We start from the raw sequence: 25,429 nt of genomic DNA, 5'->3' as shown, positions 1-25,429 counted from the left end.
CGACGGCGGCCCCCCCGTGCCGCCGGGGGGCGTTTCACAGGGCTGGCTGGCCTGGGCGTACGGCTGACACCCACTTTGATTTCCGAACCGGCCTGACACGCCGCATTGTGGGTGTGTCGCGGGGGCCGTGGCTTCCAAAGTAGGTGGTGGCGGTACACCCTGTTTGTGTCAGCTGTACGTCCTCGAATGCGCAGGTGAGATAAGTGGTACAAAGCTGAAACATTGCGTCGACGCGAGGAAACAATGGCCACTTACATTGGTTTTACCTGGACAAAGACGTCCACGAAACCATTGAAGGGACACCACTATGATGCTCTTGAAGACCCTGACCTTTTTCCTCGACGCCAGCGGCAGCCACAGCGGCCCCACCGGTGATTCCAGCCCCGAGCACGCCCCTGTTTTCGCCACCGAGCGCCTGACCTCCAGCGCTTGGGAGGGCTGGTGGGACGACGCCGACCAAGGCTTCCCAGCCGAAGCCTGAGCTGTCACGCGGCGACGAGTCCACCCCAGGACCACTTGGGAATCAGCAGTCCTGGAGGGACATCATCTGCTGAGCGTTCGTAGCGGGCCATGGTGTTGGTAGTGGCCCAGGCAAAGTAATCGTGAAGTATTCCGCGGAGTCGGGCATCCTCTGGGCCGACGTCCGCCAACGCCTGATCGAAGCACTCAATGGCCCGGAGGTTCATCTCTTCATGGGGACCGTTTCCACTGTGCATCCTCACCACGGATGTTTCGTCACCGTAGGCGCCCGAGTACAGCGGTGGGCCGCCCAGGGCCTCGCTCCAGTAGGCGGCCAGTCGCTGCGTGTGCTCGGGGTGAACGCCGTGCCGGAACGCGTGCCCCACCACCTCGTCCGCCACCACCCTGACATGCCATGCAGCGGCCAGCGCCAGGAAATAGTCGCTTCCACCGGACGCCTCATACACCGTCTCCATGCTGAAACGATGCCACGACGACGGCCGGGCGTGAAGTGCCGAGGGACGGGCCAGCGGGCTGAGGAAGTCCGCGCAGGCTCAGGAAGCTCGGGCAGCGAGCTGCACGCGGGCCTTCGGCAGACCAATAAAGGTGACTGACCCGCCGTCGTGCGCCTGAAGTTCCAGGCTGATGTTCCGCGAGCCGTCCTGTGGCAGCACGGCGCTGACCTGAAAGATTTCACCTTGGATCTGCACCGTGTCGCCGTTCTTGATGGACTTGAGCTTGGCCTTGCGGGTGATGCCACCCCTTGCTGGGATATCCATTCCGGCTACTTGCCCTTGCGCGGTTCGTCGCCGTGGGTCTCGCGGATTTCCTCGCCGTCCCGAATGACTTCGTCTTCTTTTTCCTGCATTTTGTCGCTCTTCTTGGTGTCTCGCGGGGGCAATTGGATGGTCTCTTCGGCCTCAATGCCGCCCTGCAATTGGCGTCCCCGCTCCATCTCGGCGTCGAATTCCGCGCCGAACAGCAAGGACATATTCAAGATCCAGAGCCACAGCAGCATGATGATGACGCCCGCGAGGGCACCGTATGTCTTGTTGTAATTGCTGAAGTTCGCCACATAGAAGCCGAAACCAAGCGATGCCAGGGCGAAAATTACCAGCGCAATGAGCGAACCCATGCTCATCCAGCGGAACTTGGGCTGTTTGACGTTGGGCGTGAAGTAGTAGAGCACAGCGATGATGGCCACCACGACGACAATGAGGACCGGCCACTTGGCGATGTTCCAGACAGTCATGAACGCCTCCGACAAGCCGATTGCGCCGCCAATCGCCTCCGCCACAGGGCCGCTCAAAACCAGCATGGCCGCTGCGAGCGCGGCACCGACGACGGCGACAACTGTTACGGCGAGCATCGTTCCACGGAGTTTGATGAAGCCGCGGCCCTCGTCCACTTCGTAGACACGGTTCATGGCGCGGCTGAATGCGGTGACATAGCCGGAGGCTGACCACAGCGCCACGATGATGCCGAAGACCAGCGCAAAGCCGGCCGCATTGGATTGGGTGAGTTCCTCGATGGGCTGCCGCAGCGTGTCAACGCCCGGGCCCGGCGCGAACTGCTGAGCCATGTCCAGGAGGGCCGACGTAGTCTTCCCCGCGTCCCCGAAGATTCCCAGCAGTGAAACCAACGCCAGGAGTGCCGGGAAGAGGGCAAGGACAGCGTAGTAGGTGAGGCCAGCCGCCGCGTCCGGACATTGATCCTTGATGAATTCGCGCAGGGTCCGCTTGGCGATGTACACCCAGGTGGGCTTCGCGAGGTCGTTTGGGCTGTCAGGTTTACGCGAATCTTCAGGGGACGGAGCGGTCTGCGATTTGGCCGTGCTGGTCTGGGCTGAGTCTTGTGTAGTCATGGGGCACTCGTTCGTGGGGATGGTTTGCGCGAACAACTGATCCATCAATAGTAAGCATACTGATGAATTAATCGAAAGGCCCACACCGATTTATAGCCTGCGACCCCGGAACACTATCGCGGAACCCACCCATCCAGCGAAACCGGGGCCAAGGCACCACGCTGCAGCGAGCCACCCGGAAGCTCCTGCATCCCCGCCCAGCAGGAAAGCCCGCAACGCCTCGGTGACCGGCGTGAATGGCTGGTGCTCAGCGAAGCCCCGCAACCAGGACGGCATGGTTTCCGGCCGCACGAAGGCGCTGCTGACGTAAGGAAGGAAAATCGTGATGCTGGCCAACCTGGTCCGTTCGAGCACCCGAATGGAGCTCGATGTGGCCGACAACGATTCCCCGGCCGCTTTCGAAGCCTATGTGGGCCTGCTGTTCCAACTCCTTGACCCCGAAACGCACAAAGAGGTCCTCGGGCTGTTCAGCGACCCCGAACTCGCCGTCATGGAAGAAGCGGGAGATGAACTCGGATTCGCCCTGGAGCGGTACTTGGATGGCATGGAGGCGCTGATGGTCCACCGGGATTCCAGCGCCGGCCGCGGCTGAGCGCTGACGGCACTAGGCCAGTTTGCTCGCCAACAGAAACTCAAAAGGCGACTCAATGACGGAACGAATCACCTGGCCGGCAGCGCCGAGGAGCGTGCCCGAATGCTCGAGGCCGGACACTGTCAGGTTGCCCGGCTCCAACAACCCCGGCGCATAACGCTCCAGGCTTGCCAGCAACGCCGGCCTGAGCCACTCCGCCAGCAGGGCGAAATGCCCACCGAGGACCACTGCTTCAATATCCATCAACCGGGCAGAAGAGGCGAGCGCGACACCCAAGTACCGTCCGGCGTCGTGAACTGCCTTGGTAGCCCCCGGATCCTGCACGGCCAAGGCCGCAAGCAGTAGTTCCGTGCGCTCGCCCAGCGAACCTTCCGGGATTCCGGCCGCTTCGAAAATGGCTTCCTGGCCGGCAAAAGTCTCCAGGCACCCGGCCCCACCGCAGGAACAGGCCGGGCCCTCCGGGTGCACCACGATGTGGCCCAGTTCGCCAGCCGAGCCTCCTGGTCCCGTGTAAAGCTCGGAGCCGATGATGACTCCACCACCAACGCCCACTTCGCCCGAGACGTAGAGGAAGTCAGGCCTCCCGCCTCCGTACCAAAGTTCGCCCAAGGCTGCACTGTTGGCCTCGTTGGACAGCCGGACGCCGAGCGGAGCGCCTTCCAGCAGTGACCGTGGATGCAGTTGCACATTCTCCCAATGGAGGTTCGGGGCGGAGAGCACCAGATTGCGCTGCCCGTCCACCAGTCCCGGCACCGCCAGTCCGCCACCCATGATGGCGATTTTTTCGGCCGCCGCAGCGGCCTTCGCTTCGGCAGCCAAGCCCCCCAGGCGTTGCATGACCTTTTCGGGCGCCAATCCCCGGTTTCGAGACTCCACCGATGAATGGAACCGAAGGTTGCCTCCAAGGTCCACCAGCCCTACAGCCAGGTAGTCGACGTTGATCTCCATGCCAATGACACCCCGGCGTGAGCTGAGTTCGAGCCCTTGGCCAGGCCGCCCCCGCTCCCCGTCGCGGTAAAGGCCCACCTCCGAAACCAGCCCCGACTCTACGAGGTCGGCCACCAGGCTGGACACTGCCGCCTTGGTCAGTCCCGTACCGGCGGCAAGTTGCGCGCGGCTGGGCTTGGCATCGCCGGTCCGGGCAATGGAGTCCAGGACCAGCGAAAGATTTCGACGGCGGACATCGCCGACGCGGCCGGGCGCTGTTGACTCGTTCACTGGCGTGGGACTCCCTGCGGATTCGAAGAATTATTGCTGGCTTCCATTGACCATGATCCATCATCCACCATATAGTTCAGATTGAAAACTAATTGGAGGGTTTTTCTTGGCCTTCCTCCCCCAGTGCTTTGCAAAGGAGCAAAATGACCCCGCAGCCCACCCCACAGGACCGCTTCACCTTTGGCCTTTGGACCGTCGGCTGGACCGGCGCCGACCCCTTCGGTGTTGCCACCCGCCCGGCCCTGGACCCGGTTGAGGCCGTGCACAAGCTCAGCGAGCTCGGCGCCTATGGCATCACGTTCCACGACAATGACCTGATTCCTTTTGACGCCACCGCATCCGAGCGCGACCTCATCCTCAAGAACTTCAAGGCGGCTTTGGCTGAGACCGGCCTGAAGACCCCGATGGTCACCACCAACCTGTTCAGCCACCCGGTGTTCAAGGACGGCGGATTCACGTCAAACGACCGCTCGATCCGTCGCTTCGCCCTGAGCAAGATCCTGCGCAACATCGACCTCGCAGCCGAACTTGGCGCAGAGACCTTCGTAATGTGGGGCGGCCGTGAAGGCAGCGAATACGACGGCTCCAAGGATTTGTCGGCCGCGCTGGACCGCATGAAGGAAGGCGTGGACACCGCAGCCGGTTACATCAAGGAAAAGGGCTATGACCTCCGGATCGCCCTTGAACCCAAGCCGAACGAACCCCGCGGCGACATCTTCCTCCCCACCGTCGGCCACGGCCTGGCGTTCATCGCCCAGCTGGAACACGGCGACATCGTGGGCCTCAACCCGGAGACCGGCCACGAGCAGATGGCCGGGCTGAACTTCACCCACGGCATCGCACAGGCGCTGTGGGCCGGCAAGCTCTTCCACATCGACCTCAACGGCCAGCGTGGAATCAAGTACGACCAGGACCTGGTCTTCGGCCACGGCGACCTCACCAGTGCCTTCTTCACGGTAGACCTGCTGGAGAACGGCTTCCCCAACGGTGGACCCAGGTACGACGGCCCGCGCCACTTCGACTACAAGCCGTCCCGCACCGATGGCTACGACGGCGTCTGGGAATCAGCCAAGTCCAACATGTCCATGTACCTGTTGCTGAAGGAACGCGCCCTCGCTTTCCGGGCGGATCCGGAAGTCCAGGAAGCCCTCGCCACGTCGGGTGTCTTCGAATTGGGCGAGTCCACCTTGAACGCCGGTGAGACCACTGCGGACCTGCTGGCTGACGCCAGCGCGTTCGAAACGTTCGACGCCGACAAGGCCGCCGAGCGTTCATTCGCCTTCGTCCGCCTCAACCAGCTGGCCATCGAGCACCTGCTCGGCTCCCGCTAACTCACTCCCACCCACCACAGTCCCATCGCCGGGCTCTGCGAGGTTCGCCCTGCAGGGCCCGGCCACGGTTCGCCAAAGGAACAAAACGCATGCCTCTCGTAGCCGGGATCGACAGCTCCACCCAGTCGTGCAAAGTGGTTATCCGGGACTCAGTCACGGGCGCCTTGGTGCGTCAGGGCAGGGCACCCCATCCAGAAGGGACGGAAGTACACCCTGATCACTGGTGGACGGCCCTCCAGGAAGCGATCCAAAAGGCAGGCGGGCTGGACGACGTCGATGCCGTTTCCATTGGTGGCCAACAGCACGGCATGGTGTGCCTGGACGAGTCCGGGAATGTTGTACGCCCAGCCCTGCTCTGGAACGACACCCGCTCCGCGCCGAACGCCGAGGAATTGATTCTTGAAGCCGGTGACGGCGATGCCCTGGCCGGAGCCGCGTACTGGGCAACCAGCACCGGCACCGTACCGGTGGCATCGTTGACTGCCACAAAACTCCACTGGCTGGCCCGGAACGAACCGGAGAATGCTCGACTCACTGCCGCGGTTTGCCTGCCCCACGACTGGCTTTCCTGGCGGCTTGCCGGTCATGGGCCCGGAAGCGGGCCGGCATCGTTGGAGCTCCTCCGCACCGACAGGTCGGACGCGTCAGGGACGGGCTACTTCTCGGCGAGCAGTGGCAACTACTTGCCGGAGGTGCTCGAAAGCACCCTCGGGCATATTCCGGTCCTGCCTGTCGTCGTGGGACCTTTGGAAGCTGCCGGCAAGACGCCCGGCGGTGCCCTTATCGGCCCCGGTGCCGGCGACAACGCCGCAGCAGGCCTGGGCGTCAGCGCCGCCGTCGGGGATGTTGTCATTTCCATCGGAACGTCCGGGACCGTGTTTGCGGTGTCGGACGTGCCGGCACGGGATGCCAGTGGTCTGGTAGCCGGCTTCGCAGATGCCACCGGCAACTTCCTTCCCCTTGCCTGCACGCTCAACGCGACACGGATCTTCGATGCCACGGCCGCGTTGCTGGGAGTGGATTTGGGGGAAATGGGTGCCCTGGCGTTATCCGCTCCCGAGGGGGCGGAGGGGCTGACCCTGGTCCCGTATTTCGACGGCGAACGGACACCCAACCTCCCTGATGCCACTGGATCGCTCCACGGCATCACGGTCTCCAACTACACGCCGGCCAACCTGGCGCGGGCCGCGGTGGAGGGCGTGCTGGGTTCGCTCGCGGACGGTCTCTCCGCGCTGCAAGCCCAAGGCGTGGCTGCCCGGCGCATCATCTTGGTGGGCGGGGGTGCACAATCGGAGGCCGTCCAGCAGGTTGCTGCTTCGGTCTTTGGACTACCGGTGTTCGTACCCCACCCCGGGGAATATGTTGCTGACGGCGCTGCACGACAGGCTGCCGGCGTGCTGACTGGGCAACTGCCTGAGTGGTCATTGGAAGGCGTGGATGTGACGCCCGGGGACGTCGCCGGGCCCGCGCCGTTCCTGACGAGATACCGTCAGTACGCCGCCAAGGTGGCTATGGGCTGATCATGGCCGCGGGTGCTCTATCGTGACAGGGTGAGCTCTGATCAATCTGCACCAGCCCGTCCTCCTGTCATGGAGGACGTCGCCCGCGTGGCAGGGGTCTCCCACCAGACTGTTTCCCGGGTCCTGAACAACCACCCCAACGTGAGTTCCAAAACCCGCGAGCGTGTGGAACAAGCCATCACCGAGCTGGGTTATCGGCGAAACACCGCTGCACGCAGCCTGGTGACCCGACGCTCCCAAACCATCGGAGTGCTCGGCAGCGAAATGGCGCAGTACGGGCCGTCCCACACGCTTCTGGGCGTCCAGCAGGCGGCACGGGATGCGGGCTACTTCGTCAGCGTGGCAGGCCTGCGGGAAGTTACCCCGGAGACCATCAAGGACGCTATCGCGCACTTCATGGATCAGGGGGTGGACGGCATCGTCGTCACGGTTCCCCATCCTGGGACATTTGATGTCCTCAAAGACATCACCGCCCAAGTGCCATTGGTTGCTGTCGGGTCCATTGGCGATGAGCACCTCACAGGTGCCACCGTGGACCAGAAGCAGGGCGCCAAGCTCGCCGTCGAACACCTCTTGAGTCTCGGCCACCAGCGGATCGGCCACCTGTCCGGGCCGGCCGATTGGATTGACGCCGCTGCCCGCATTGATGGCTGGCAGGAGGCATTGGCCGAGGCCGGACTTGAACCGGGGACCTTGATCGAGGGCGACTGGAGTGCCGAATGCGGCTACCGCGAAGGCCTTAAAATCGCAGCGGACCGTTCCCTGACGGCCCTGTTCGTAGCCAATGACCAGATGGCCCTTGGCGTCCTGCGCGCGTTCAACGAGACAGGCGTGCAGGTGCCGGCAGACGTCAGCGTTGTGGGCTTTGATGACCAGCCGGAGTCGGCCTACTTCATTCCTCCGCTGACTACGGTGGCGCAAGACTTTGAAGAGCTCGGCCAGCGCTGTATCGGTTTGCTCCTGGATCGTTTGGAGAGCGGCAGCACCGTCTCAGCTGCCACGGTCACGCCGGGCCTTGTCATCCGCTCCACCACGGCGCCCCTCGCCGACTAAGTAGCAGCAGATGCCGTTTTGAGTGCTCAGAACGGCATCTATTGCGACCTACTTGGGAGCGTTCGGGGCCCGCTTCCTTCGTAAGTGCCCATTCCACGCGAACAGCTCTTGACATCAAAGTTGTGAGCGCTAACAATTACAGCAGACCTTCTTTACTTTTCCACCCCGACCCCCGGCAATGAGGCCCTGGCCAGCCGGATGGAGACCCCATGAATACCTCTGAAAACCTCCCGCTCGATGAGCAGTTCGTCATCGGCGTGGACTATGGCACTTTGTCCGGGCGCGCCGTCGTCGTGCGTGTTTCGGACGGTGCCGAAATCGGCAGCGGGGTGTTCGATTATCCCCACGCAGTCGTGACGGAAAAGCTCCCCGGCACCGGCCAACGCCTGCCGGCCGACTGGGCGCTTCAGGTCCCCAACGACTACCGCGATGTCCTGCGCAATGCTGTACCGGCCGCCGTCGCCGACGCCGGCATCGACCCGGAGAACGTGGTGGGCATCGCCACCGACTTCACGGCCTGCACCATGGTTCCGACGACGGCAGACGGCACGCCGCTGAACGAACTGGATCGGTTCGCGGACCGGCCGCACGCCTTCGTGAAACTCTGGCGACACCACGCGGCCCAGCCCCAGGCTGACCGCATCAACCAACTCGCCGAGCAACGCGGCGAGTCCTGGCTTCCCCGCTACGGCGGCCTGATTTCCTCGGAATGGGAATTCGCCAAGGGGCTGCAGCTCCTGGAGGAGGACCCTGAGGTCTACGGCGCCATGGACCACTGGGTCGAGGCAGCCGACTGGATCGTCTGGCAGCTCTGCGGAAACTACATCCGCAATGCGTGCACCGCCGGCTACAAAGGCATCTACCAGGACGGAAAGTACCCGTCCGAGGACTTCCTGGCAGCACTGAACTCCGGGTTCAAGGGCTTCGTGTCAGAGAAGCTGGACCATACCATCGGGCGATTGGGCGACGCCGCGGGCTACCTCACTGAAGAAGCTGCCTCCTGGACGGGACTCCCAGCTGGGATCGCCGTGGCAGTGGGCAATGTGGACGCCCACGTTACCGCTCCGGCGGCCAACGCCGTCGAACCCGGCCAACTGGTCGCGATCATGGGTACGTCCACCTGCCATGTCATGAACGGCGACGTCCTCCGCGAAGTGCCCGGCATGTGCGGCGTTGTCGACGGCGGCATCGTGGACGGCCTTTGGGGTTATGAGGCCGGACAGTCCGGGGTGGGCGATATCTTCGGTTGGTTCACCAAGAACGGCGTTCCGCCGGAGTACCACCAAGCCGCCAAGGACCAAGGCCTGGGCATCCACGAGTACCTCACCGAGCTCGCCGGGAAGCAAACCATTGGTGAGCACGGCCTTATCGCGCTGGACTGGCACTCCGGCAACCGCTCAGTGCTGGTGGACCACGAACTTTCCGGAGTGGTGGTGGGCCAGACCTTGGCCACCAAGCCCGAGGACACGTACCGGGCGTTGCTGGAAGCGACGGCGTTCGGCACGCGCACCATCGTGGACGCCTTCCGCGATTCCGGAGTCCCGGTCAAGGAATTCATCGTGGCCGGAGGATTGCTGAAGAACAAGTTCCTCATGCAGGTCTATGCCGACATCACGGGCCTGCAGCTCTCCACGATCGGATCCGAACAAGGTCCGGCGCTTGGCTCGGCGATCCACGCAGCAGTCGCAGCCGGGAAGTACAAAGACATCCGGGAAGCCGCCGCGTCCATGGCAGCCGCTCCCGGCGCGGTCTACACGCCAATCCCGGAAAACGTCGCCGCCTACGAGGTCCTCTTCCAGGAATACCGCACCTTGCACGACTACTTCGGCCGCGGCACGAACAACCTCATGCACCGCCTCAAGGCGATCCAACGTGCAGCTATCCAGGGATCGGCGAAGCAGGCCACCATCCTCGAAGGAGCCTCCGCATGAGCACCCTCCTGGAATCCATCGCGAGGGTCCGCACGGAAGTCTGCGAACTGCACGCCGAACTGACCCGCTACGAACTGGTGGTCTGGACGGCGGGCAACGTCTCGGGCCGCATCCCCGGGCACGATCTCATGGTCATCAAGCCATCGGGCGTCTCGTATGACGACCTGACCCCGGACCTCATGGTGGTCACGGACCTTTACGGCACACCCGTCAGGGGCACCAACACCGGCAGCGCAGGCACCGTGGACTGGGGCAACCCGGACCTCTCACCATCCTCGGACACCGCCGCGCACGCCTACGTCTACCGGCACATGCCCGAGGTGGGCGGCGTAGTCCACACGCACTCCACCTACGCCACTGCCTGGGCTGCCCGCGGCGAAGAGATCCCTTGTGTCCTGACCATGATGGGTGACGAGTTCGGCGGATCCATCCCTGTTGGGCCGTTCGCGCTGATTGGGGACGACTCGATCGGCCAGGGAATTGTGGAGACGCTGAAGAACTCCAATTCCCCCGCCGTCCTCATGCAGAACCACGGCCCGTTCACCATCGGCAAGTCCCCCCGCGAAGCCGTCAAAGCAGCCGTGATGTGCGAGGAAGTGGCCAGGACGGTCCACATCTCGCGCCAACTTGGCAATCCGCTGCCCATTGATCAAGCCAAGATCGAGTCGCTCTACGACCGATACCAAAACGTCTACGGCCGCTGACGCGGACCGCCTCAACCCGCCAGCGTCCCAACCCCGGATCACACCCAGGAGCCATGAAAATGCCCAGCGCCACCAACACATCCGCCAGCAGCACATCCCTTGATCAGTACGAGGTCTGGTTCCTCACCGGTAGCCAGCACCTCTACGGCGAGGATGTCCTCAAGCAGGTCGCAGCGCAGTCGCAGGAGATTGCCAATGCCCTTAACGCCACCAGCGACGTCCCGGTCAAGCTCGTCTGGAAGCCGGTCCTCACCGATTCCGACGCCATCCGCCGCACCGCACTGGAGGCCAACTCGGATGACTCCGTGATCGGCGTGACCGCCTGGATGCACACGTTCAGCCCTGCCAAGATGTGGATCCAGGGCCTCGACACGCTCCGCAAGCCGTTGCTGCACCTGCACACGCAGGCCAACCGGGACCTGCCTTGGGCTGACATCGACTTCGACTTCATGAACCTGAACCAGGCAGCCCACGGCGACCGCGAATTCGGGTACATCCAGTCGCGCCTCGGCGTGCCGCGGAAGACCGTCGTCGGGCATGTCAGCAATCCTGAGGTCGCCCGCCAGGTGGGCGCCTGGCAGCGCGCATCGGCCGGTTGGGCCGCCGTCCGCACGCTGAAGCTGACCCGTTTCGGCGACAACATGCGCAACGTCGCCGTCACAGAAGGCGACAAGACCGAAGCCGAGCTGCGCTTCGGCGTCTCAGTAAATACCTGGTCCGTCAACGAACTCGCCGCCGCCGTCCACGCGGCCAGCGAGTCCGACGTCGACACCTTGGTTGCCGAGTACGAGCGCCTTTACGAGGTGGCCGAGGAGCTAAGAGCAGCCGGCGCCCGCCACGAATCACTGCGCTACAGCGCCAAGATCGAGCTGGGGCTCCGCAGTTTCCTGGAAGCCAACGGTTCTGCAGCGTTCACCACTTCCTTCGAGGACTTGGGCGAGCTGCGCCAGCTCCCCGGCATGGCCGTCCAGCGCCTGATGGCCGACGGTTACGGCTTCGGCGCCGAGGGTGACTGGAAGACTGCCATCCTGGTGCGCGCAGCCAAGGTCATGGGCGGAGACCTTCCTGGCGGCGCCTCACTCATGGAGGACTACACCTATCACCTGGAGCCGGGCTCGGAGAAGATCCTGGGTGCGCACATGCTGGAGGTCTGCCCATCGCTGACCGCCACAAAGCCGCGCGTTGAGATCCACCCGTTGGGCATCGGCGGAAAGGAAGACCCCGTCCGCATGGTGTTCGACACCGACGCCGGCCCTGGCGTCGTCGTCGCTCTGTCCGATATGCGCGATCGGTTCCGCCTGGTCGCGAACGTGGTGGACGTCGTCGACCTCGACCAGCCGCTCCCCAATCTGCCGGTTGCCCGCGCGCTCTGGGAGCCAAAGCCCAACTTCGCTACCTCGGCCGCCGCGTGGCTCACTGCCGGCGCCGCACACCACACGGTATTGTCCACGCAGGTGGGCCTGGACGTGTTCGAGGACTTCGCCGAAATCGCCAAGACCGAACTCCTCACCATCGACGAAGGCACCACCATCAAACAGTTCAAGAAGGAACTCAACTGGAACGCCGCCTACTACAAGCTGGCCGGCGGCCTGTGAGCACTGAATACACGCTGAGCGCGGGCGGTTACACGGCCGTTGTCACCGCCCAGGCCGCCGCCTTGCGCGTACTGCAGTTCGACGACCGGGACCTTATTGTCCCCTTCGCTGCCGGCGGTCCGATCCCGGATTACCGTGGCATCATCGCCGCTCCGTGGCCGAACAGGATCGCCGACGGCGGGTACACCTTCGACGGCGCTGCGTACCACTTGCCGATCAACGAACCTGAGCGGGCCACTGCGTTGCATGGGCTCGCCTTCCCGCTCGACTGGACGCTGAAGGAGTCCGACGCCGGTTCGCTCACCTTGACGTGCACCGTGGGCCCGACGCCGGGCTACCCCTTCGTCCTGGAACTTGAGGCGCGGTACACGCTGGACGACACCGGACTGCACACCTCCGTCACGGCCCGGAACGCTGCCGACGTCGCCGCCCCCTATGGCGTGTGCCCCCACCCCTACCTGGTCGCAGGGCCCTCGCCGCTGGACGAGTGGGTCCTCGAGTTTTCCGCGGAGTCGTTCCTTGAAGTCACGCCCGACAGGTTGCTGCCCGTCGGCACCGTGCCAGTGGAAGGTCACGCTTTCGACTTCCGCCCAGCGCGGGCCATTGGCAGCACCGAAATCGACCATGCCTTCACGGACATTGCGTTCGACGGCGGGCTGGCGCGGCTTTCCGTGCGGGACCCGGCGGGCACCGGCGTCGGAGGCTCCGGCGTCGGGATGTCCTGGGACGAAAGCTGCCCGTGGCTTCAGATCCATACGGCGGACAAGCCGGCGCCGATCCCAGGCCGCATCGGCCTTGCCGTGGAGCCCATGACCTGTCCGCCGGATGCCTTCAACAGCGGCACGGACCTCATCCGTTTGGAACCCGGGGCAGAGCACACTGCGTCCTGGAGCATCTACGCCCTGTAGCTACCCAACTAAGTAACAGCACATGTCGCTATGGGCGTCCATTGGGACATGTGCTGTTACTCAGTTGGGTGCGCGGGGACTTAACTGCCAGCGCCCGCAGTGCTTTGGCGGACCACCAGCTCGGGAGTGAACACCACAGACCGGTGCTTGGTTCCGCCGCTCTCCTGCTCCTCCGCGAGCAACTCGATGGCCGTCCGGCCAAGAGCCTCGGTGGGCTGGCGAATGGAGGACAACGGCACCACGGCGGAGACAGCGAAGTCGATGTCGTCATAGCCAATCAGGGCGATGTCCTCGGGAATCCGGACGGTCCGCAGCATGGTCAGCGACTGCATGACTCCGAGGGCCAGGAGGTCGTTGGAGCAGAAGACGGCTTCGGGCCGTTCGTCGGGAGTGCGCTCCACCAGGCCGTTACCCACTTGCCGGCCTGCAAGGACCGTCTGCCCGGCGGAGTCCAGAACCTCGACACTCGCCCCCGGCACCTCGGCCACGGCACGCTGCGCGCCCTTGAGTCGGCTGGCCACCTGGCGGATGGACGGCGTTCCAACAAAAGCCAGACGACGGCGGCCCGTGTCCAGCAGGTGCTTGGCGGCCAAATAGCCGCCTTCCTGGTCATCCACGGAGACTGAGCTGCAACGCTCGGTGTCTGCAAGTTCGTCCACCAGGACCGTGGGCACGCCGCGTTCGCGGAGGGTGTCGATCCGTTCCCCCACATCACCCACCGGAGAGATCAGCAGGCCTTGGACCCGCTGCTCCTGGAACAGGTCCATGTAATGGGCTTCGCGGGAAGCGTCCTGGCCGCTGTCCCCTACCAGCACGGCACTTCCCAGGGCGGTGGCAGCATCCTCGGCGGCACGCGCTACTGAGGAGAAGAAGGGGTTCCCGACGTCCAACACGATCAGGCCGATCGTCCTGCTTTGGCCGGCGCGGAGCTGGCGGGCGGCGTCGTTGCGCACGAAGCCGAGTTCGGCGATGGATTTCAGGACGCGTTCCTTGGTCCTCTGCGAGACCCGATCCGGATAGTTCAGCACGTTGGAAACAGTTCCCACTGCTACTTGGGCGTGGGTGGCAACGTCTTTGATGCTGGCTGTCTGGGACATGCTTTCCGATCTCCGCTGGCTGACGTCAATGTGTTGGAAACGCCTTGACACCCTCCCGTTTACGAGGGTAATTTGAATCGTAACAAATGAAACGATTCAAAGACGAGTAACCCTGGAGATCCGCACATGAGGGTTTGTTTCCGCTCTTCAGTCCAGCCGGAACTGATGGCCGAGTACAAGCAGCGCCACGCCGCCGTATGGCCGGAGATGCTGTCCGCGCTGAAGAACGCCGGGTGGAACAACTATTCCCTGTTCCTCGCTCCCGACGGCCAATTGATCGGTTACCTGGAGTGCGAAGACTACGAGGCAGCCCAGGCCCGCATGGCAGTCACAGAGGTCAACGCACGCTGGCAGGCCGACATGGCCGCCCTCTTCGCGAACAGCGACGTCCCCCCGGACCAAGGCTTTGAGATCGTCGAGGAAGTTTTCAACCTTGAAGACCAGCTCGCAGCTGCCGGCCTCGTCACAGACGCCACCGGCCCCACACACATAGACAAAGACTCCGCCCACGAATACCAGAAGGAACAAGCATGAACACCACAGAATCGGCCCTGGGCCGTCTAGGGGAACTGGCCATTGAAGTGCCGTCCTGGGCCTACGGGAATTCCGGGACCCGGTTCAAGGTCTTCGGCACTCCGGGTACGCCGCGCACCGTTCAGGAAAAGATCGCCGACGCCGCCAAGGTCCACGAACTCACGGGGCTGGCTCCCACCGTTGCCCTGCACATTCCGTGGGACAAGGTGGAGGACTATGCCGCGCTTCGCGAGTACGCCGCAGGACTGGGCGTTGGGCTGGGCACCATCAACTCCAACACTTTCCAGGACGACGAGTACAAGTTCGGTTCCCTCACCTCGTCCAACGAGTCTGTGCGCCGCCGCGCGATCGATCACCACCTGGAATGCATCGGGATTATGCACGCCACCGGTTCCAAGGACCTGAAGATCTGGCTGGCTGATGGCACCAACTACCCGGGCCAGGATGATATCCGCGGCCGCCAGGACCGCCTGGCCGAGTCCCTGCAGGAGATCTACGCGGGCCTCGGCGACGAGCAGCGCCTGGTGCTGGAGTACAAGTTCTTCGAGCCGGCTTTCTATCACACCGATGTTCCGGACTGGGGTACCTCCTACGCCCAGACCCTTGCCCTCGGCGAGAAGGCCTTCGTCTGCCTGGACACCGGCCACCACGCCCCGGGCACCAACATCGAGTTCATCGTCATGCAGCTCCTGCGGCTGGGCAAGCTGGGTTCCTTCGACTTCAACTCCCGCTTCTACGCCGATGACGACCTCATTGTTGGCGCAGCTGATCCGTTCCAGCTGTTCCGCATCATGCACGAAGTCATCCGCGGCGGCGGTTTCGGCAAGGATTCCGGCGTCGCGCTGATGCTGGACCAGTGCCACAACCTGGAAGAGAAGATCCCAGGCCAGATCCGCTCGGTCCTCAACGTCCAGGAAATGACGGCCCGCGCCCTGCTCATCGACACCGCGGCGCTCTCCGAAGCCCAGGGTGCAGGGGATGTCCTGGCCGCCAACGGCATCTTCAACGATGCCTTCTACACCGACGTCCGCCCGGTCCTGGCCGAGTGGCGCGAATCCCGCGGGCTGCCCGCCGACCCGATGGCCGCCTACAAGGCCAGCGGCTACCAGAAGAAGATCAACGAGGACCGCGCAGGCGGCCAGCAAGCCGGATGGGGCGCGTAAAAGATGACCAGCAAGACTGTTGAAGAGCTCATTTCCCGTTCCAACCGCCTCGGTGCGGACAAGCGGAACACCAACTTCGCCGGCGGCAACACCTCCGCCAAGGGCACCGAGAAGGACCCGGTTACCGGCCAGGACGTCGAGCTCCTCTGGGTCAAAGGCTCCGGCGGCGACCTCGGCACGCTGAAAGCTGAGAACCTCGCAGTACTCCGGCTGGACCGGCTGCAGGCACTCAAGTCCGTTTACCCCGGCGTCGAGCGTGAAGACGAAATGGTGGCCGCGTTCGATTACTGCCTCCACGGCAAAGGCGGCGCCGCGCCGTCGATCGATACCGCCATGCACGGCTTGGTGGACGCTGCGCACGTTGACCACCTGCACCCGGACTCGGGCATCGCGATCGCGACGGCGGTTGACGGCGAAGCGCTGACCTCAAAGGTCTTCGGCGACAAGGTTGTCTGGGTTCCGTGGCGTCGGCCCGGTTTCCAGCTCGGCTTGGACATCGCGGCGATCAAGGAAGCCAACCCGCAGGCCATCGGCACCATCCTGGGCGGCCACGGCATCACGGCGTGGGGTGCCACCAGCGAAGAGGCCGAGGCCAACTCGCTCTGGATCATTGACCAGGCCGAGAACTACATCAAGGACAACGGCAAGACCGAGCCCTTCGGCGCGCAGCTCCCCGGCTACGCCGCGCTTCCCGAGGCTGAGCGCAAAGCCAAAGCTGCTGCCCTCGCACCGGTGATCCGAGGCTTGGCCTCCACGGACAAACCGCAGCTGGGGCATTTCAGTGATGACGCCGTCGTTCTTGAATTTCTCGCCGCGGAAGAGCACCCCCGCCTCGGCGCACTGGGTACGTCCTGCCCGGACCACTTCCTGCGCACCAAGGTCAAGCCGCTGGTCCTGGACCTGCCGGCTGACGCTCCTCTGGAACAAGCAGTGGAACGGTTGAAGGAACTGCACGCCGCCTACCGCGAGGACTACCAGGCGTACTACGACCGCCATGCAGACGAGAACAGCCCGGCCCTGCGCGGCGCGGACCCTGCCATCGTGCTGATCCCGGGCGTGGGCATGTTCTCCTTCGGCAAGGACAAGCAGACCGCACGCGTGGCCGGCGAGTTCTACCTCAACGCCATCAACGTGATGCGCGGCGCCGAGGCCATCTCCACCTACGCCCCCATCGAGGAATCCGAGAAGTTCCGCATCGAGTACTGGGCATTGGAGGAGGCCAAGCTCGCCCGGATGCCCAAGCCCAAGTCCCACGCCACCCGTATCGCACTGGTGACCGGAGCGGCGTCGGGCATTGGCAAGGCAATCGCCACCCGTTTGGCGTCCGACGGCGCGTGCGTCGTCATTGCCGACCTGAACCTTGAGAACGCGCAGAAGGTCGCCGAGGAACTGGGCGGATCCGACGTCGCCATCGGCGTGCAGGCGGACGTGACCGACGAAGCCCAGATCGCCTCCGCCATACAGGAAGCCGTGCTCGCGTTCGGCGGCCTGGACCTGGTGGTCAACAACGCCGGCCTGTCCATCTCCAAGCCTCTGCTGGAGACCACGGAAAAGGACTGGGACCTCCAGCACAACGTCATGGCCAAGGGCTCGTTCCTCGTGTCCAAGGCCGCGGCCAAGGTCATGATCGATCAGGGCCTGGGCGGGGACATCATCTACATCTCCTCCAAGAACTCTGTGTTCGCCGGCCCGAACAACATCGCGTACTCCGCCACCAAAGCCGACCAGGCCCACCAGGTCCGCCTGCTCGCAGCTGAACTGGGCGAGTACGGTGTCCGCGTCAACGGCATCAACCCCGACGGCGTGGTCCGCGGCTCCGGCATCTTCGCCGGCGGCTGGGGCGCCAAGCGTGCCGCGGTGTATGGCGTGGACGAGCAGGAACTGGGCAAGTACTACGCCCAGCGCACGCTCCTCAAGCGCGAAGTCCTCCCGGAACACGTGGCCAACGCCGCCGCCGTGCTCACCAGCAACGAGCTATCGCACACCACTGGCCTCCACATCCCCGTGGACGCCGGCGTCGCGGCAGCATTCCTCCGCTAGGACCGACAGTGACCAACGGAACCATCGCGAGCACCGTCCCGGCACACGCCGGGGCGGTGTCCGCTCCCGCGGGCCGCAACGCCGTGTTCGCCGCCATCGACATCGGGGCCTCCTCCGGCCGCGTCATGCTGGGCCGCGTCTCCTCGGTATCCGGTGTGTCGCTCGAGACGACCCACCGCTTCCCCAACGGGGTGGTGGAGCTCGACGGCGGCCTCCGCTGGGACTTCGACGCCCTCTTCGCCGAGGTGCTCAAGGGCTTGGCGGCTGCCGCTTCCGTGGCGGCCACGAACGGCGAGCGCATCGCCAGCATCGGCATCGACACCTGGGCCGTGGACTACGGATTGGTGAACGACGCCGGCGACCTCACCTCGGTTCCGTTCAGCTACCGGGACGAGCGCAGCCGGGCGACGGTGCAGCGCGTGCATGCAGCAATTCCCCCGGAGAGGCTGTATGCCACCACCGGCCTGCAGTTTTTGCAGTTCAACACCCTCTACCAGCTCGCAGCGGAGCCCACCCTGGACGGGCTGCAGGCTCTCCTGATCCCGGACCTGATCGCGTTCCTGCTGACGGGTGAACGCCGGACCGAGGCCACGAACGCCTCCACTACCGGGCTGTTCGACGCTGTTGCCGGTGAATGGGCCGTCGAGTTCCTTGATGCCCTCGGCTTGCCCCGGAACCTCTTCCCGCCGCTCATCCAGCCCGGCGAAACCGTCGGAACGCTGCTGCCGGGAATCCTTGAACTGACGGGCCTCCCGGCGGACACCACCGTGGTTGCCGTGGGTTCGCACGACACCGCATCAGCCGTTGCCGCAGTCCCCGCAGAGGACCAGGATTTCGCGTATATCTCCTCCGGCACCTGGTCCTTGGTAGGCGTGGAGCTCTCCCGCCCGGTGCTCAGCGAAGCGAGCCGACAGGCCAACTTCACCAACGAACGCGGCGTGGACGGAACCGTCCGGTACCTCCGCAATGTCGGTGGCCTCTGGTTGCTCAGCGAGTGCCAACGTGCGTGGGCCGCTGAAGGCTACACGCAAGCACTCACGGCACTGCTCGACTCGGCGGCAGCACTTCCTGCCGGCGGACCTCAGATCAACGCCGACGACCCCAGCTTCACGGCACCGGACAACATGCCGGACCGGATCCGCTCAGCCGTGCGCAACACTGGCGCGGTGCTCCCGGACCGGCCCGCCGCCGTCGTGCGTTGCATCATGGACAGCCTCGCGGCCGGGTATGCACGGACCTTGGCCGATGCCGAGCGGCTCACCGGCCGCGCTACCGGCGTAGTGCACATTGTCGGTGGCGGTTCGCAGAACCGGCTCCTGTGCCAGCTCACCGCCGATGCCACTGGCAAACCCGTGATCGCCGGACCCGTTGAGGCGACAGCCCAGGGCAATGTCCTGGTCCAGGCACGGGCCGCTGGAGTGGTGACCGGAGGGCTGGTTGAGCTGCGCGAACTCGTGGCTGCAGGAACGGATCTGGTGCGGTACCAGAGCTCCAGGGAACTGGTGCCACAGGAGTCCGGCATGTCCTAGGGAACAGGAGGCCGATGGAAGTACGCTGAGGAATCATGGCCTGATGCCGACAGTCCGGGAGGGCCACACGAAGGGGGACAGATTCGTTGCAGGAGAAAACACTGCCTGAAGGTGGCCAGCACGGCACATTCCACCCAATCGCCTCTGGGTCGGCATAAGACTCCGGGCGCCTGATGTTGCTCAGGAAAGTGCCGGTATGGGTGTGGTTGGCTGTCGCCGCCCTGGTCAACGTGCTCCTGGTACTAATGGTGCGCGTCCCGTCGTGGTTTAACCGGGAACCGAGCAGGCAGTCACTTCCGCAACTGTGGCTGCTTGACCCGCTGATAGTCATGTCGGCAGTAGTACTTCTGTTCTTGCTTGTTCGTGCGGTGACGAAGAAGCTGCCGAAGAAGAGGTCCAGCGAACCACCTCGAAACGCTTCCGAACCAGGCTCCCGGACCATGATGGTGACCAGCAAGGAGTGGCTCTGGGCGGTGGATACAGCGGGCATCATCACCCACTCGAGTCCAATGTGCCAACAACTGACTGGATATACCCCGGAAGAACTCACGGGAAGCCCCATCAGCCTCGTCCTGGATCCTCTGGACCTTGCCTCGGTGTGGCGTCCCGACGCCGATAACGGTGCCGAATCGTACTTCGACGGCGTGACGTTGGCTTGCAGGCACCGGGACGGCACCCGGGTTGTCATGGACGTCAGCGGGCACACGGTCTATGACGCTTCGGGCTTGGCGATCGGATTCGAAGGCCTGGCCCGTCCGAGCACCGCAACCGGCGGCACAGCTCTGGACGCTGAACGCTCCCTTGTCCTGGGCGTCATATCCTCGCAGGCCCTTGTCACCGCTTTTCAACCACTTCTGTGCATCAAGACCGGGCGGACCTTGGGGGTCGAGGCACTATCCCGCTTTCCTGATGCGGCCACGACGTCCCCCGAAGCCTGGTTCACCAGAGCTGAAACCGTGGGGCTGGGAATAGACCTGGAGCTGTTGGCCCTGAGAACAGCTCTTCACACCGCCACCAAATTGCCCGGCGAGTTCAGCTTGGCCGTTAATTTGTCTCCCGGCGCCTGCCTCGACCAGCGGATCCAGGACGCACTTGCTGGCGCAGCGATCAACCCGGACAGGCTCAGTTTGGAGCTCACTGAGCGGCAGGAAGTGCTCGACTACGAGCAACTGGCCGCAGCCGTGGCACCACTGCGCGCCAGGGGCGTCCACCTGGTGGTCGATGATGCCGGCGCCGGGTTCGCCTCCATGAGGCACATCATGAAGCTTGACCCGGAAGTGATCAAAGTGGACCGCAGCATCATCAAAGGGATTGATCGCCAAGCATCCAACCGTGCCCTCGCTGCTTCCATGGTCAGCTTTGCCACGGAGATCGGCGCATCGGTGACAGCCGAAGGCGTGGAGACAGCGGCGGAGCTTCAGGTCATTACGGAATTGGGCATGTCGGCGGCTCAAGGCTACTTTCTGGGCAAACCTTCCACGCAACCGACGGATTGGATCAAATGGGCGGGGCTGCCTGGAAGCTGACTCCGCCAAGGCGAGCGACGCCCCGCAGACGTCCCGCGAACGTCTTGTACGTCACAGCGCTGGATGAGGCTGCCGCGCTAAACTGATCGCATTATGATCCGCACAATGTTCAAGTCCAAGATCCACCGCGCAACGGTGACCCACGCCGACCTCCACTACGTCGGTTCGGTCACTGTCGACCTGGACCTCCTGGACGCGGCCGATATCCTTCCCGGTGAACTCGTCTCCATTGTGGACGTCACCAACGGCGCCCGGCTGGAGACCTACACCATCGCCGGCGAGCGCGGTTCCGGCGTGATAGGGATCAACGGAGCGGCCGCCCACATGGTCCATGTTGGCGACACCGTCATCCTCATCACCTACGCGGAGATGACCACCGAGGAGGCCCGGAGCTACGAGCCCAGGGTGGTCCACGTGGGCAAGGACAACAAGATCCTGCAGCTCGGCAACGACCCCGCCGAGGGCCATACCCCCGGGCTCATGCGCCCGCCGCACGCGCTGAGTAACGCAGCGCACCTCAGCTAAGTCTCCACAGCAACGAACGCGTTTTTGTACAGTTAATGCCGCTAAGACGGCCCTATAAGGTCATTAGCTGTACAAAAACTCCAGTGTCCGCATGCCGGAACTCTGGCGAGAAAACGCTTACTCGCGTGGCAGCGTTGGCTAGGCTGGTGTTCGTGATCCTACGAGACCCCACCCGCACGCTGTCATGATTGGCGTCCTGTCGGGGTTCTTCGTTGTCTGGGCCATCATCCTGGTGGGCATGTTCGTGGGGCGTCGGGAGATCCTCGGCGAGAACGCCCGATCCGTCCTGAGCTCTCTAACCTTTTTCGTAGCAAGCCCGGCGCTCCTGTTCGAGACGTTGAGCAAGGCCAAGCTGCACGATGTCTTCGCAGCGCCTCTCTTGGTCACCGCGGTGGGCGCCATCATCACCGGCCTTTTGTTCTTCCTGATCGTGAAGTTTTGGCTGAAGCGCGCCATGCCGGAAGCCCTCATGTCGTCCATGAGCTCGTCCCTGGCCAACTCCGCGAACCTCGGTATCCCCATTGCCGTGTTTGTGCTGGGCGATGCGAGCTATGTGGCGCCGCTGCTGATCTTCCAACTGGCCTTCTTCACACCCATGTACCTGATGGCCCTCGATGCCAGCACCAGCACACACCGCACCACTCCACTGCGCTTCCTGCTGATGATCGTGAAGAATCCCATGATCGTGGGCTCGGCACTCGGCCTGCTGGTGGCCGGTACCGGATTCCAGGTCCCAACGCTGATCCTGGAGCCCATCCACCTGATCGGCGGAGCGGCGATTCCGGCCATGCTGATGGCTTTCGGCATGAGCCTCAATGGATCCAAGCCGCTGCAGAAATCCGCTGGACGCAGGGTGGATACGTTGCTGGCGAGCGGCTTCAAACTGGTTGTGCACCCGTTGATCGCCTACCTGATCGCCCGTTTTGCCTTGGGCATGGACGGGCATGCGCTGTTCGCCGTGGTGGTCACGTCCGCGCTGCCGACGGCCCAGAATGTGTTCGTCGCTGCCAACCGGTACCAGGCAGGAATCACCGTGGCCAAGGACACCGTGCTGATAACCACTATCGTGGCCGTGCCCGCGATGATCGCCGTGGCGCTGCTGCTCGCGTAGCGCTGCCTTACCCAAGGAGGGGTTTACTCCACGTCTGCGCTGGCCAGGTAATGGTCCAGGAGTTGCGCACAGCGTATGAAGCCCAGGTGCGAGTAAGCCTGCGGATGGTTGCCCAGGTGCGTTTCCGTTCCGGGATCGTACTCTTCCGGCAGGAGGCCTGTGGGGCCAAACAGTGCCACCAACTGGTTGAACAGCTCCAGGGCATCGTCCAGGCGGCCAACAGCGAGGTATGCCTCGATCAGCCAGGTGGTGCAGATGTGGAAGCCGCCCTCCAAACCCGGCAGGCCGTCGTCGTACCTGTAACGGAAAACCGTGGGCCCCACACGCAACTCGCGCTCAACGGCAGTAACGGTGTCCAGGAACCGCTGGTCCTGGGCGTCCAACAGGCCGGACAAACCGATGTGCAGGACCGCGGCGTCAAGGTCCGGGCTGTCGTAGGCAACGCTGTAGGAAGCGGCGGACTCGTCCCACCCCTCCCGGAGAACTTCCTCCCGGATGGTTTGGGCATTGGGCGCCCAGTCAGCATGCGCCACCCGCCCATGCAGGGCCGCAGTCCGGAGGGCACGATCCAGCGTCACCCAACACATGACCTTGGTGTACACGTGGTGCCGCGGCGGTCGGCGGGCTTCCCAGATCCCGTGGTCCGGCTCATGCCAGCGGGCAAGCACGGCGTGAGCCATCTGCTCCATGAGGTACCAGTGTTCGTCCGGCAAAAAGCCGCGCCGCTCCGCAAGATCGTGAATGAGCTCGGCGATTGGCCCAAACACGTCCAACTGCACCTGGTGGTCCGCGGCGTTGCCGATCCGCACCGGGCGCGATCCTGCATAACCTGGCAGGCTCTCCACGATGGCTTCAGTGGACAGCGGTGACCCTGTTACCGAATACAAGGGGTGCAGCCATTCGGGCCCGGGAGCGTTCTCCAGGATGCGCCCCAGCCAGCTGAGGAAACCGTCAGCTTCTTCCGTGGATCCCAAAGACACCAACGAGTTCACCGTCATGGACCCGTCCCGGAGCCAGCAATACCGGTAGTCCCAGTTCCTTGTCCCGCCGATGCCCTCGGGCAGGGACGTGGTGGGCGCGGCCAGTACCGCGCCCGTGGGCTCGTGGACGAGCGACTTGAGCACCAGCGCCGAGCGCCGCACCAGCGACGTTTTGATGGTTGGCAGTTGCAGGGCCTTGACCCACTCCCGCGATACCTGCCCGACGGCGGCACGCCGCTGGGGTTCGCCGGTCGGGTCCGGGGGTGGCGGTTCAGTGTCACCGCAGCGCAGATTCAGGACCACGGGCCCGGACTGAAGGGCGACCTGGGCTGTCGCCGTCGCATACTTTCCGTCGCTGGTGATGGTGAAATCAACGCCCGGCGCCGAAAGAATGATCGGATCCGAGGTGCCGATGATGTGGACCTCATCGCCGCGGATCTCCATATTGAAAGGAGCATTGGCGTAGTCGGGCCGTGGTGCGAACACGACGCGCGCATCACCCGTCCCGGACAGGACGCGAACCAGGCTGGTGATGCCCTCCGGTGCGGGCTCCAGATAATCGGTCACCGTGACATCGGCCCAGCGGGTTTCGACGATCATGGTGTTATCCACGTAGCGCTGCGCCAGCACCTGCGAGGGCTTCACCGGCTCAATACTGAAGTGGCCGGCGGGGTCGCCGCCCAGGATGTGCGCAAACAGGGATCCGGAATCGGGCAAAGGGTGGCTCATCCAGCAGACCTTGGCATCCGGAGTGAGCAGCGCCGTGGAACTTCCGTTGCCGATCATCGAATGTCGTTCCAGGCCTACTGCGTCCTCGCCGAACAGCCACGCCCGCCGTAGTTCGAACAACAAAGCCAGCACACGCGCAAAGGACTCCGGGTCCGGAATGGTGTGTGCCGCCGTCGTATCCCCCGCGCCGACATGCAACCCAAGGTCCGGGCCGCGCAGGGTGGCGAGCGCCTTTTCATCACTCTCGGCGTCTCCCGCGTACAGCGCAGCGCTGACCCCAAGCCTTGACCGGAGCTGTTCCAGGGCTTGTCCCTTGGCTGGTTCTTCGACGGTCAGGTCCAGGACCGTTCCGTCAATGATGAAGTACAGACCAAACTCGATGGCGATCTTCTGCGAAGCGAAAATCACCCGGTCCACTACTTCAGGGGTCGCCGGCCGGGTGTGCACCGCGACGCCCACTGGTTTGCGGACAATGCTGATGCCTTTTTCGAACCCGACGGCTTCCGTCAGTGCGGTGGCCGCCTGCTGGAGCAGTTGTTCCGTGGCAAGCGAGAGCGTGTAGGCGTAGCCCATGTCGAACTCAACCCCGTGGGAGCCCACCAAGTGCACCTCGGCCGGCAGCCGCGACACTGCGGCCAGATCCCTGAGGGACCGCCCGGAAATAATGGCGGTGTGGGTGTTGGGTAGGGCGGCGAGCGCCCGAAGGGCAACGGCGGCACTGTCCAGGGGCAAGGTCTCTGTGGAAACGCCCTCCGCCGAACACAGGGTGCCCCCATAGTTGCAGGCCACCAACAAACCAGGGACCCGGGCGAGGACCCTGAGCTCCGCGAACAACTGCGGGGTGATGCCATTCTCCGCGTCGGACTGGAGCACTGTCCGGAGCAGGCCAAGCGGGAGCGATTTCATCAGCAGCGCGGAATCGGCGACTGATTGGTTCAAATGCGTAGGCATGGCGAATCCTTCCGAAGCGGATAGCTACAGTCTCCGCCCGGACGGTTTCGCTTGACTACCTAGTAGATT

The 25,429-nt window shown here is 64.0% G+C and carries 23 protein-coding genes; 16 read left to right on the top strand and 7 right to left on the bottom strand.

The genetic code is table 11. The features are described from left to right. Nucleotides 1-307: 307 nt before the first annotated feature. Nucleotides 308-481 (top strand): hypothetical protein, encoded by a 174-nt coding sequence (locus LN996_RS01750; protein ID WP_231338479.1) that lies wholly within the window; start codon nt 308-310, stop codon nt 479-481. Between the two features lie 4 nt (nt 482-485). Here LN996_RS01750 and LN996_RS01745 read toward each other — a convergent pair whose 3' ends face one another. The 4 genes from LN996_RS01745 to LN996_RS01730 form a co-directional block, all read right to left on the bottom strand. After that, nucleotides 486-935 carry a group II truncated hemoglobin gene (locus LN996_RS01745; protein WP_231338478.1) on the bottom strand — a complete coding sequence of 150 codons (450 nt, stop codon included), beginning with the start codon at nt 933-935 and terminating at the stop codon, nt 486-488. A gap of 78 nt (nt 936-1,013) precedes the next feature. After that, nucleotides 1,014-1,238, bottom strand: coding sequence for a hypothetical protein (locus LN996_RS01740; protein ID WP_231338477.1), 225 nt, complete (start codon nt 1,236-1,238; stop codon nt 1,014-1,016). Between the two features lie 5 nt (nt 1,239-1,243). Beyond that, complete coding sequence (locus LN996_RS01735) at nt 1,244-2,323, bottom strand: YihY/virulence factor BrkB family protein (protein ID WP_231338476.1); 1,080 nt, start codon at nt 2,321-2,323, stop codon at nt 1,244-1,246. Nucleotides 2,324-2,413: 90 nt separating this feature from the next. Beyond that, nucleotides 2,414-2,659 (bottom strand): hypothetical protein, encoded by a 246-nt coding sequence (locus tag LN996_RS01730; RefSeq protein WP_231338475.1) that lies wholly within the window; start codon nt 2,657-2,659, stop codon nt 2,414-2,416. Between LN996_RS01730 and LN996_RS01725 the strand changes: the two genes are divergently transcribed. Next, nucleotides 2,649-2,915, top strand: coding sequence for a hypothetical protein (locus LN996_RS01725; protein ID WP_231338474.1), 267 nt, complete (start codon nt 2,649-2,651; stop codon nt 2,913-2,915). The genes LN996_RS01730 and LN996_RS01725 overlap by 11 nt on opposite strands. 12 nt (nt 2,916-2,927) lie before the next feature. On the opposite strand, the gene LN996_RS01720 is transcribed toward LN996_RS01725, so the two are convergent. Beyond that, the gene (locus LN996_RS01720) at nt 2,928-4,133 is read right to left on the bottom strand and encodes an ROK family transcriptional regulator (RefSeq protein WP_231338473.1); all 1,206 of its coding nucleotides are present in this window, start codon (nt 4,131-4,133) and stop codon (nt 2,928-2,930) included. Nucleotides 4,134-4,276: 143 nt separating this feature from the next. Here LN996_RS01720 and xylA point away from each other — a divergent pair, with 143 nt between their 5' ends. From xylA to LN996_RS01685, 7 genes are all read left to right on the top strand, one after another. Beyond that, the gene (gene xylA, locus LN996_RS01715) at nt 4,277-5,464 is read left to right on the top strand and encodes a xylose isomerase (protein WP_231338472.1); all 1,188 of its coding nucleotides are present in this window, start codon (nt 4,277-4,279) and stop codon (nt 5,462-5,464) included. Between the two features lie 89 nt (nt 5,465-5,553). Further along, the gene (locus LN996_RS01710; RefSeq protein WP_231338471.1) at nt 5,554-6,984 is read left to right on the top strand and encodes a xylulokinase; all 1,431 of its coding nucleotides are present in this window, start codon (nt 5,554-5,556) and stop codon (nt 6,982-6,984) included. A 69-nt stretch (nt 6,985-7,053) separates the two neighbouring features. Continuing rightward, complete coding sequence (locus LN996_RS01705) at nt 7,054-8,037, top strand: LacI family DNA-binding transcriptional regulator (RefSeq protein WP_231338570.1); 984 nt, start codon at nt 7,054-7,056, stop codon at nt 8,035-8,037. 209 nt (nt 8,038-8,246) lie between these two features. Further along, nucleotides 8,247-9,968 (top strand): ribulokinase, encoded by a 1,722-nt coding sequence (gene araB / locus LN996_RS01700; RefSeq protein WP_231338470.1) that lies wholly within the window; start codon nt 8,247-8,249, stop codon nt 9,966-9,968. After that, the gene (locus tag LN996_RS01695; RefSeq protein WP_231338469.1) at nt 9,965-10,672 is read left to right on the top strand and encodes an L-ribulose-5-phosphate 4-epimerase; all 708 of its coding nucleotides are present in this window, start codon (nt 9,965-9,967) and stop codon (nt 10,670-10,672) included. The genes araB and LN996_RS01695 overlap by 4 nt, the downstream gene beginning before the upstream one ends. 59 nt (nt 10,673-10,731) lie before the next feature. Beyond that, complete coding sequence (araA, locus tag LN996_RS01690) at nt 10,732-12,267, top strand: L-arabinose isomerase (RefSeq protein ID WP_231338569.1); 1,536 nt, start codon at nt 10,732-10,734, stop codon at nt 12,265-12,267. After that, entirely contained in the window at nt 12,264-13,175 is a 912-nt protein-coding gene (locus LN996_RS01685) for an aldose 1-epimerase family protein (protein ID WP_231338468.1), read from the top strand. The genes araA and LN996_RS01685 overlap by 4 nt, the downstream gene beginning before the upstream one ends. An 80-nt stretch (nt 13,176-13,255) precedes the next feature. On the opposite strand, the gene LN996_RS01680 is transcribed toward LN996_RS01685, so the two are convergent. Further along, nucleotides 13,256-14,272: a LacI family DNA-binding transcriptional regulator gene (locus tag LN996_RS01680; RefSeq protein WP_231338467.1), complete on the bottom strand. Its 1,017-nt coding sequence runs from the start codon at nt 14,270-14,272 to the stop codon at nt 13,256-13,258. Nucleotides 14,273-14,398: 126 nt separating this feature from the next. On the opposite strand from LN996_RS01680, the gene LN996_RS01675 reads away from it, so the two are divergent. The 7 genes from LN996_RS01675 to LN996_RS01645 all read left to right on the top strand — a co-directional run bounded on the left by LN996_RS01675 (nt 14,399) and on the right by LN996_RS01645 (nt 22,700). Then, nucleotides 14,399-14,806, top strand: coding sequence for an L-rhamnose mutarotase (locus tag LN996_RS01675; protein WP_231338466.1), 408 nt, complete (start codon nt 14,399-14,401; stop codon nt 14,804-14,806). Beyond that, entirely contained in the window at nt 14,803-15,969 is a 1,167-nt protein-coding gene (gene rhaI, locus LN996_RS01670) for an L-rhamnose isomerase (RefSeq protein WP_231338465.1), read from the top strand. Before LN996_RS01675 ends, rhaI begins: the two co-directional genes overlap by 4 nt. Nucleotides 15,970-15,972: 3 nt before the next feature. Then, nucleotides 15,973-18,009 carry a bifunctional aldolase/short-chain dehydrogenase gene (locus LN996_RS01665; protein WP_231338464.1) on the top strand — a complete coding sequence of 679 codons (2,037 nt, stop codon included), beginning with the start codon at nt 15,973-15,975 and terminating at the stop codon, nt 18,007-18,009. Between the two features lie 8 nt (nt 18,010-18,017). Next, complete coding sequence (locus tag LN996_RS01660; protein ID WP_231338463.1) at nt 18,018-19,538, top strand: rhamnulokinase family protein; 1,521 nt, start codon at nt 18,018-18,020, stop codon at nt 19,536-19,538. A gap of 173 nt (nt 19,539-19,711) precedes the next feature. After that, nucleotides 19,712-21,064, top strand: a complete 1,353-nt coding sequence (locus tag LN996_RS01655) for an EAL domain-containing protein (protein WP_231338462.1) — start codon at nt 19,712-19,714, stop codon at nt 21,062-21,064. Nucleotides 21,065-21,157: 93 nt separating this feature from the next. Next, nucleotides 21,158-21,589, top strand: coding sequence for an aspartate 1-decarboxylase (gene panD, locus LN996_RS01650; protein WP_024818390.1), 432 nt, complete (start codon nt 21,158-21,160; stop codon nt 21,587-21,589). 184 nt (nt 21,590-21,773) lie between these two features. After that, nucleotides 21,774-22,700: an AEC family transporter gene (locus tag LN996_RS01645; RefSeq protein WP_231338461.1), complete on the top strand. Its 927-nt coding sequence runs from the start codon at nt 21,774-21,776 to the stop codon at nt 22,698-22,700. Between the two features lie 23 nt (nt 22,701-22,723). On the opposite strand, the gene LN996_RS01640 is transcribed toward LN996_RS01645, so the two are convergent. Continuing rightward, nucleotides 22,724-25,360: a trehalase-like domain-containing protein gene (locus LN996_RS01640; protein ID WP_231338460.1), complete on the bottom strand. Its 2,637-nt coding sequence runs from the start codon at nt 25,358-25,360 to the stop codon at nt 22,724-22,726. Nucleotides 25,361-25,429 lie beyond the last annotated feature (69 nt).

This window comes from Arthrobacter sp. AK01, from assembly GCF_021109375.1.
GTDB lineage: Bacteria > Actinomycetota > Actinomycetes > Actinomycetales > Micrococcaceae > Arthrobacter.
Note: the sequence above shows the minus strand (reverse complement) of the source record. Positions and strands in the feature narration are given on the sequence as shown.

What these genes read in the sequence shown, in the direction of transcription:
- LN996_RS01735 (WP_231338476.1), bottom strand. Translation starts at nt 2,323, where the DNA reads ATGACTACACAAGACTCAGCCCAGACCAGCACGGCCAAATCGCAGACC.
- LN996_RS01740 (WP_231338477.1), bottom strand. Translation starts at nt 1,238, where the DNA reads ATGGATATCCCAGCAAGGGGTGGCATCACCCGCAAGGCCAAGCTCAAG.
- LN996_RS01750 (WP_231338479.1), top strand. Translation starts at nt 308, where the DNA reads ATGATGCTCTTGAAGACCCTGACCTTTTTCCTCGACGCCAGCGGCAGC.
- LN996_RS01745 (WP_231338478.1), bottom strand. Translation starts at nt 935, where the DNA reads ATGGAGACGGTGTATGAGGCGTCCGGTGGAAGCGACTATTTCCTGGCG.
- LN996_RS01710 (WP_231338471.1), top strand. Translation starts at nt 5,554, where the DNA reads ATGCCTCTCGTAGCCGGGATCGACAGCTCCACCCAGTCGTGCAAAGTG.
- araA (WP_231338569.1), top strand. Translation starts at nt 10,732, where the DNA reads ATGCCCAGCGCCACCAACACATCCGCCAGCAGCACATCCCTTGATCAG.
- LN996_RS01680 (WP_231338467.1), bottom strand. Translation starts at nt 14,272, where the DNA reads ATGTCCCAGACAGCCAGCATCAAAGACGTTGCCACCCACGCCCAAGTA.
- LN996_RS01675 (WP_231338466.1), top strand. Translation starts at nt 14,399, where the DNA reads ATGAGGGTTTGTTTCCGCTCTTCAGTCCAGCCGGAACTGATGGCCGAG.
- LN996_RS01705 (WP_231338570.1), top strand. Translation starts at nt 7,054, where the DNA reads ATGGAGGACGTCGCCCGCGTGGCAGGGGTCTCCCACCAGACTGTTTCC.
- xylA (WP_231338472.1), top strand. Translation starts at nt 4,277, where the DNA reads ATGACCCCGCAGCCCACCCCACAGGACCGCTTCACCTTTGGCCTTTGG.
- rhaI (WP_231338465.1), top strand. Translation starts at nt 14,803, where the DNA reads ATGAACACCACAGAATCGGCCCTGGGCCGTCTAGGGGAACTGGCCATT.
- LN996_RS01665 (WP_231338464.1), top strand. Translation starts at nt 15,973, where the DNA reads ATGACCAGCAAGACTGTTGAAGAGCTCATTTCCCGTTCCAACCGCCTC.
- panD (WP_024818390.1), top strand. Translation starts at nt 21,158, where the DNA reads ATGATCCGCACAATGTTCAAGTCCAAGATCCACCGCGCAACGGTGACC.
- araB (WP_231338470.1), top strand. Translation starts at nt 8,247, where the DNA reads ATGAATACCTCTGAAAACCTCCCGCTCGATGAGCAGTTCGTCATCGGC.
- LN996_RS01640 (WP_231338460.1), bottom strand. Translation starts at nt 25,360, where the DNA reads ATGCCTACGCATTTGAACCAATCAGTCGCCGATTCCGCGCTGCTGATG.
- LN996_RS01725 (WP_231338474.1), top strand. Translation starts at nt 2,649, where the DNA reads ATGCTGGCCAACCTGGTCCGTTCGAGCACCCGAATGGAGCTCGATGTG.
- LN996_RS01645 (WP_231338461.1), top strand. Translation starts at nt 21,774, where the DNA reads ATGATTGGCGTCCTGTCGGGGTTCTTCGTTGTCTGGGCCATCATCCTG.
- LN996_RS01655 (WP_231338462.1), top strand. Translation starts at nt 19,712, where the DNA reads ATGTTGCTCAGGAAAGTGCCGGTATGGGTGTGGTTGGCTGTCGCCGCC.
- LN996_RS01695 (WP_231338469.1), top strand. Translation starts at nt 9,965, where the DNA reads ATGAGCACCCTCCTGGAATCCATCGCGAGGGTCCGCACGGAAGTCTGC.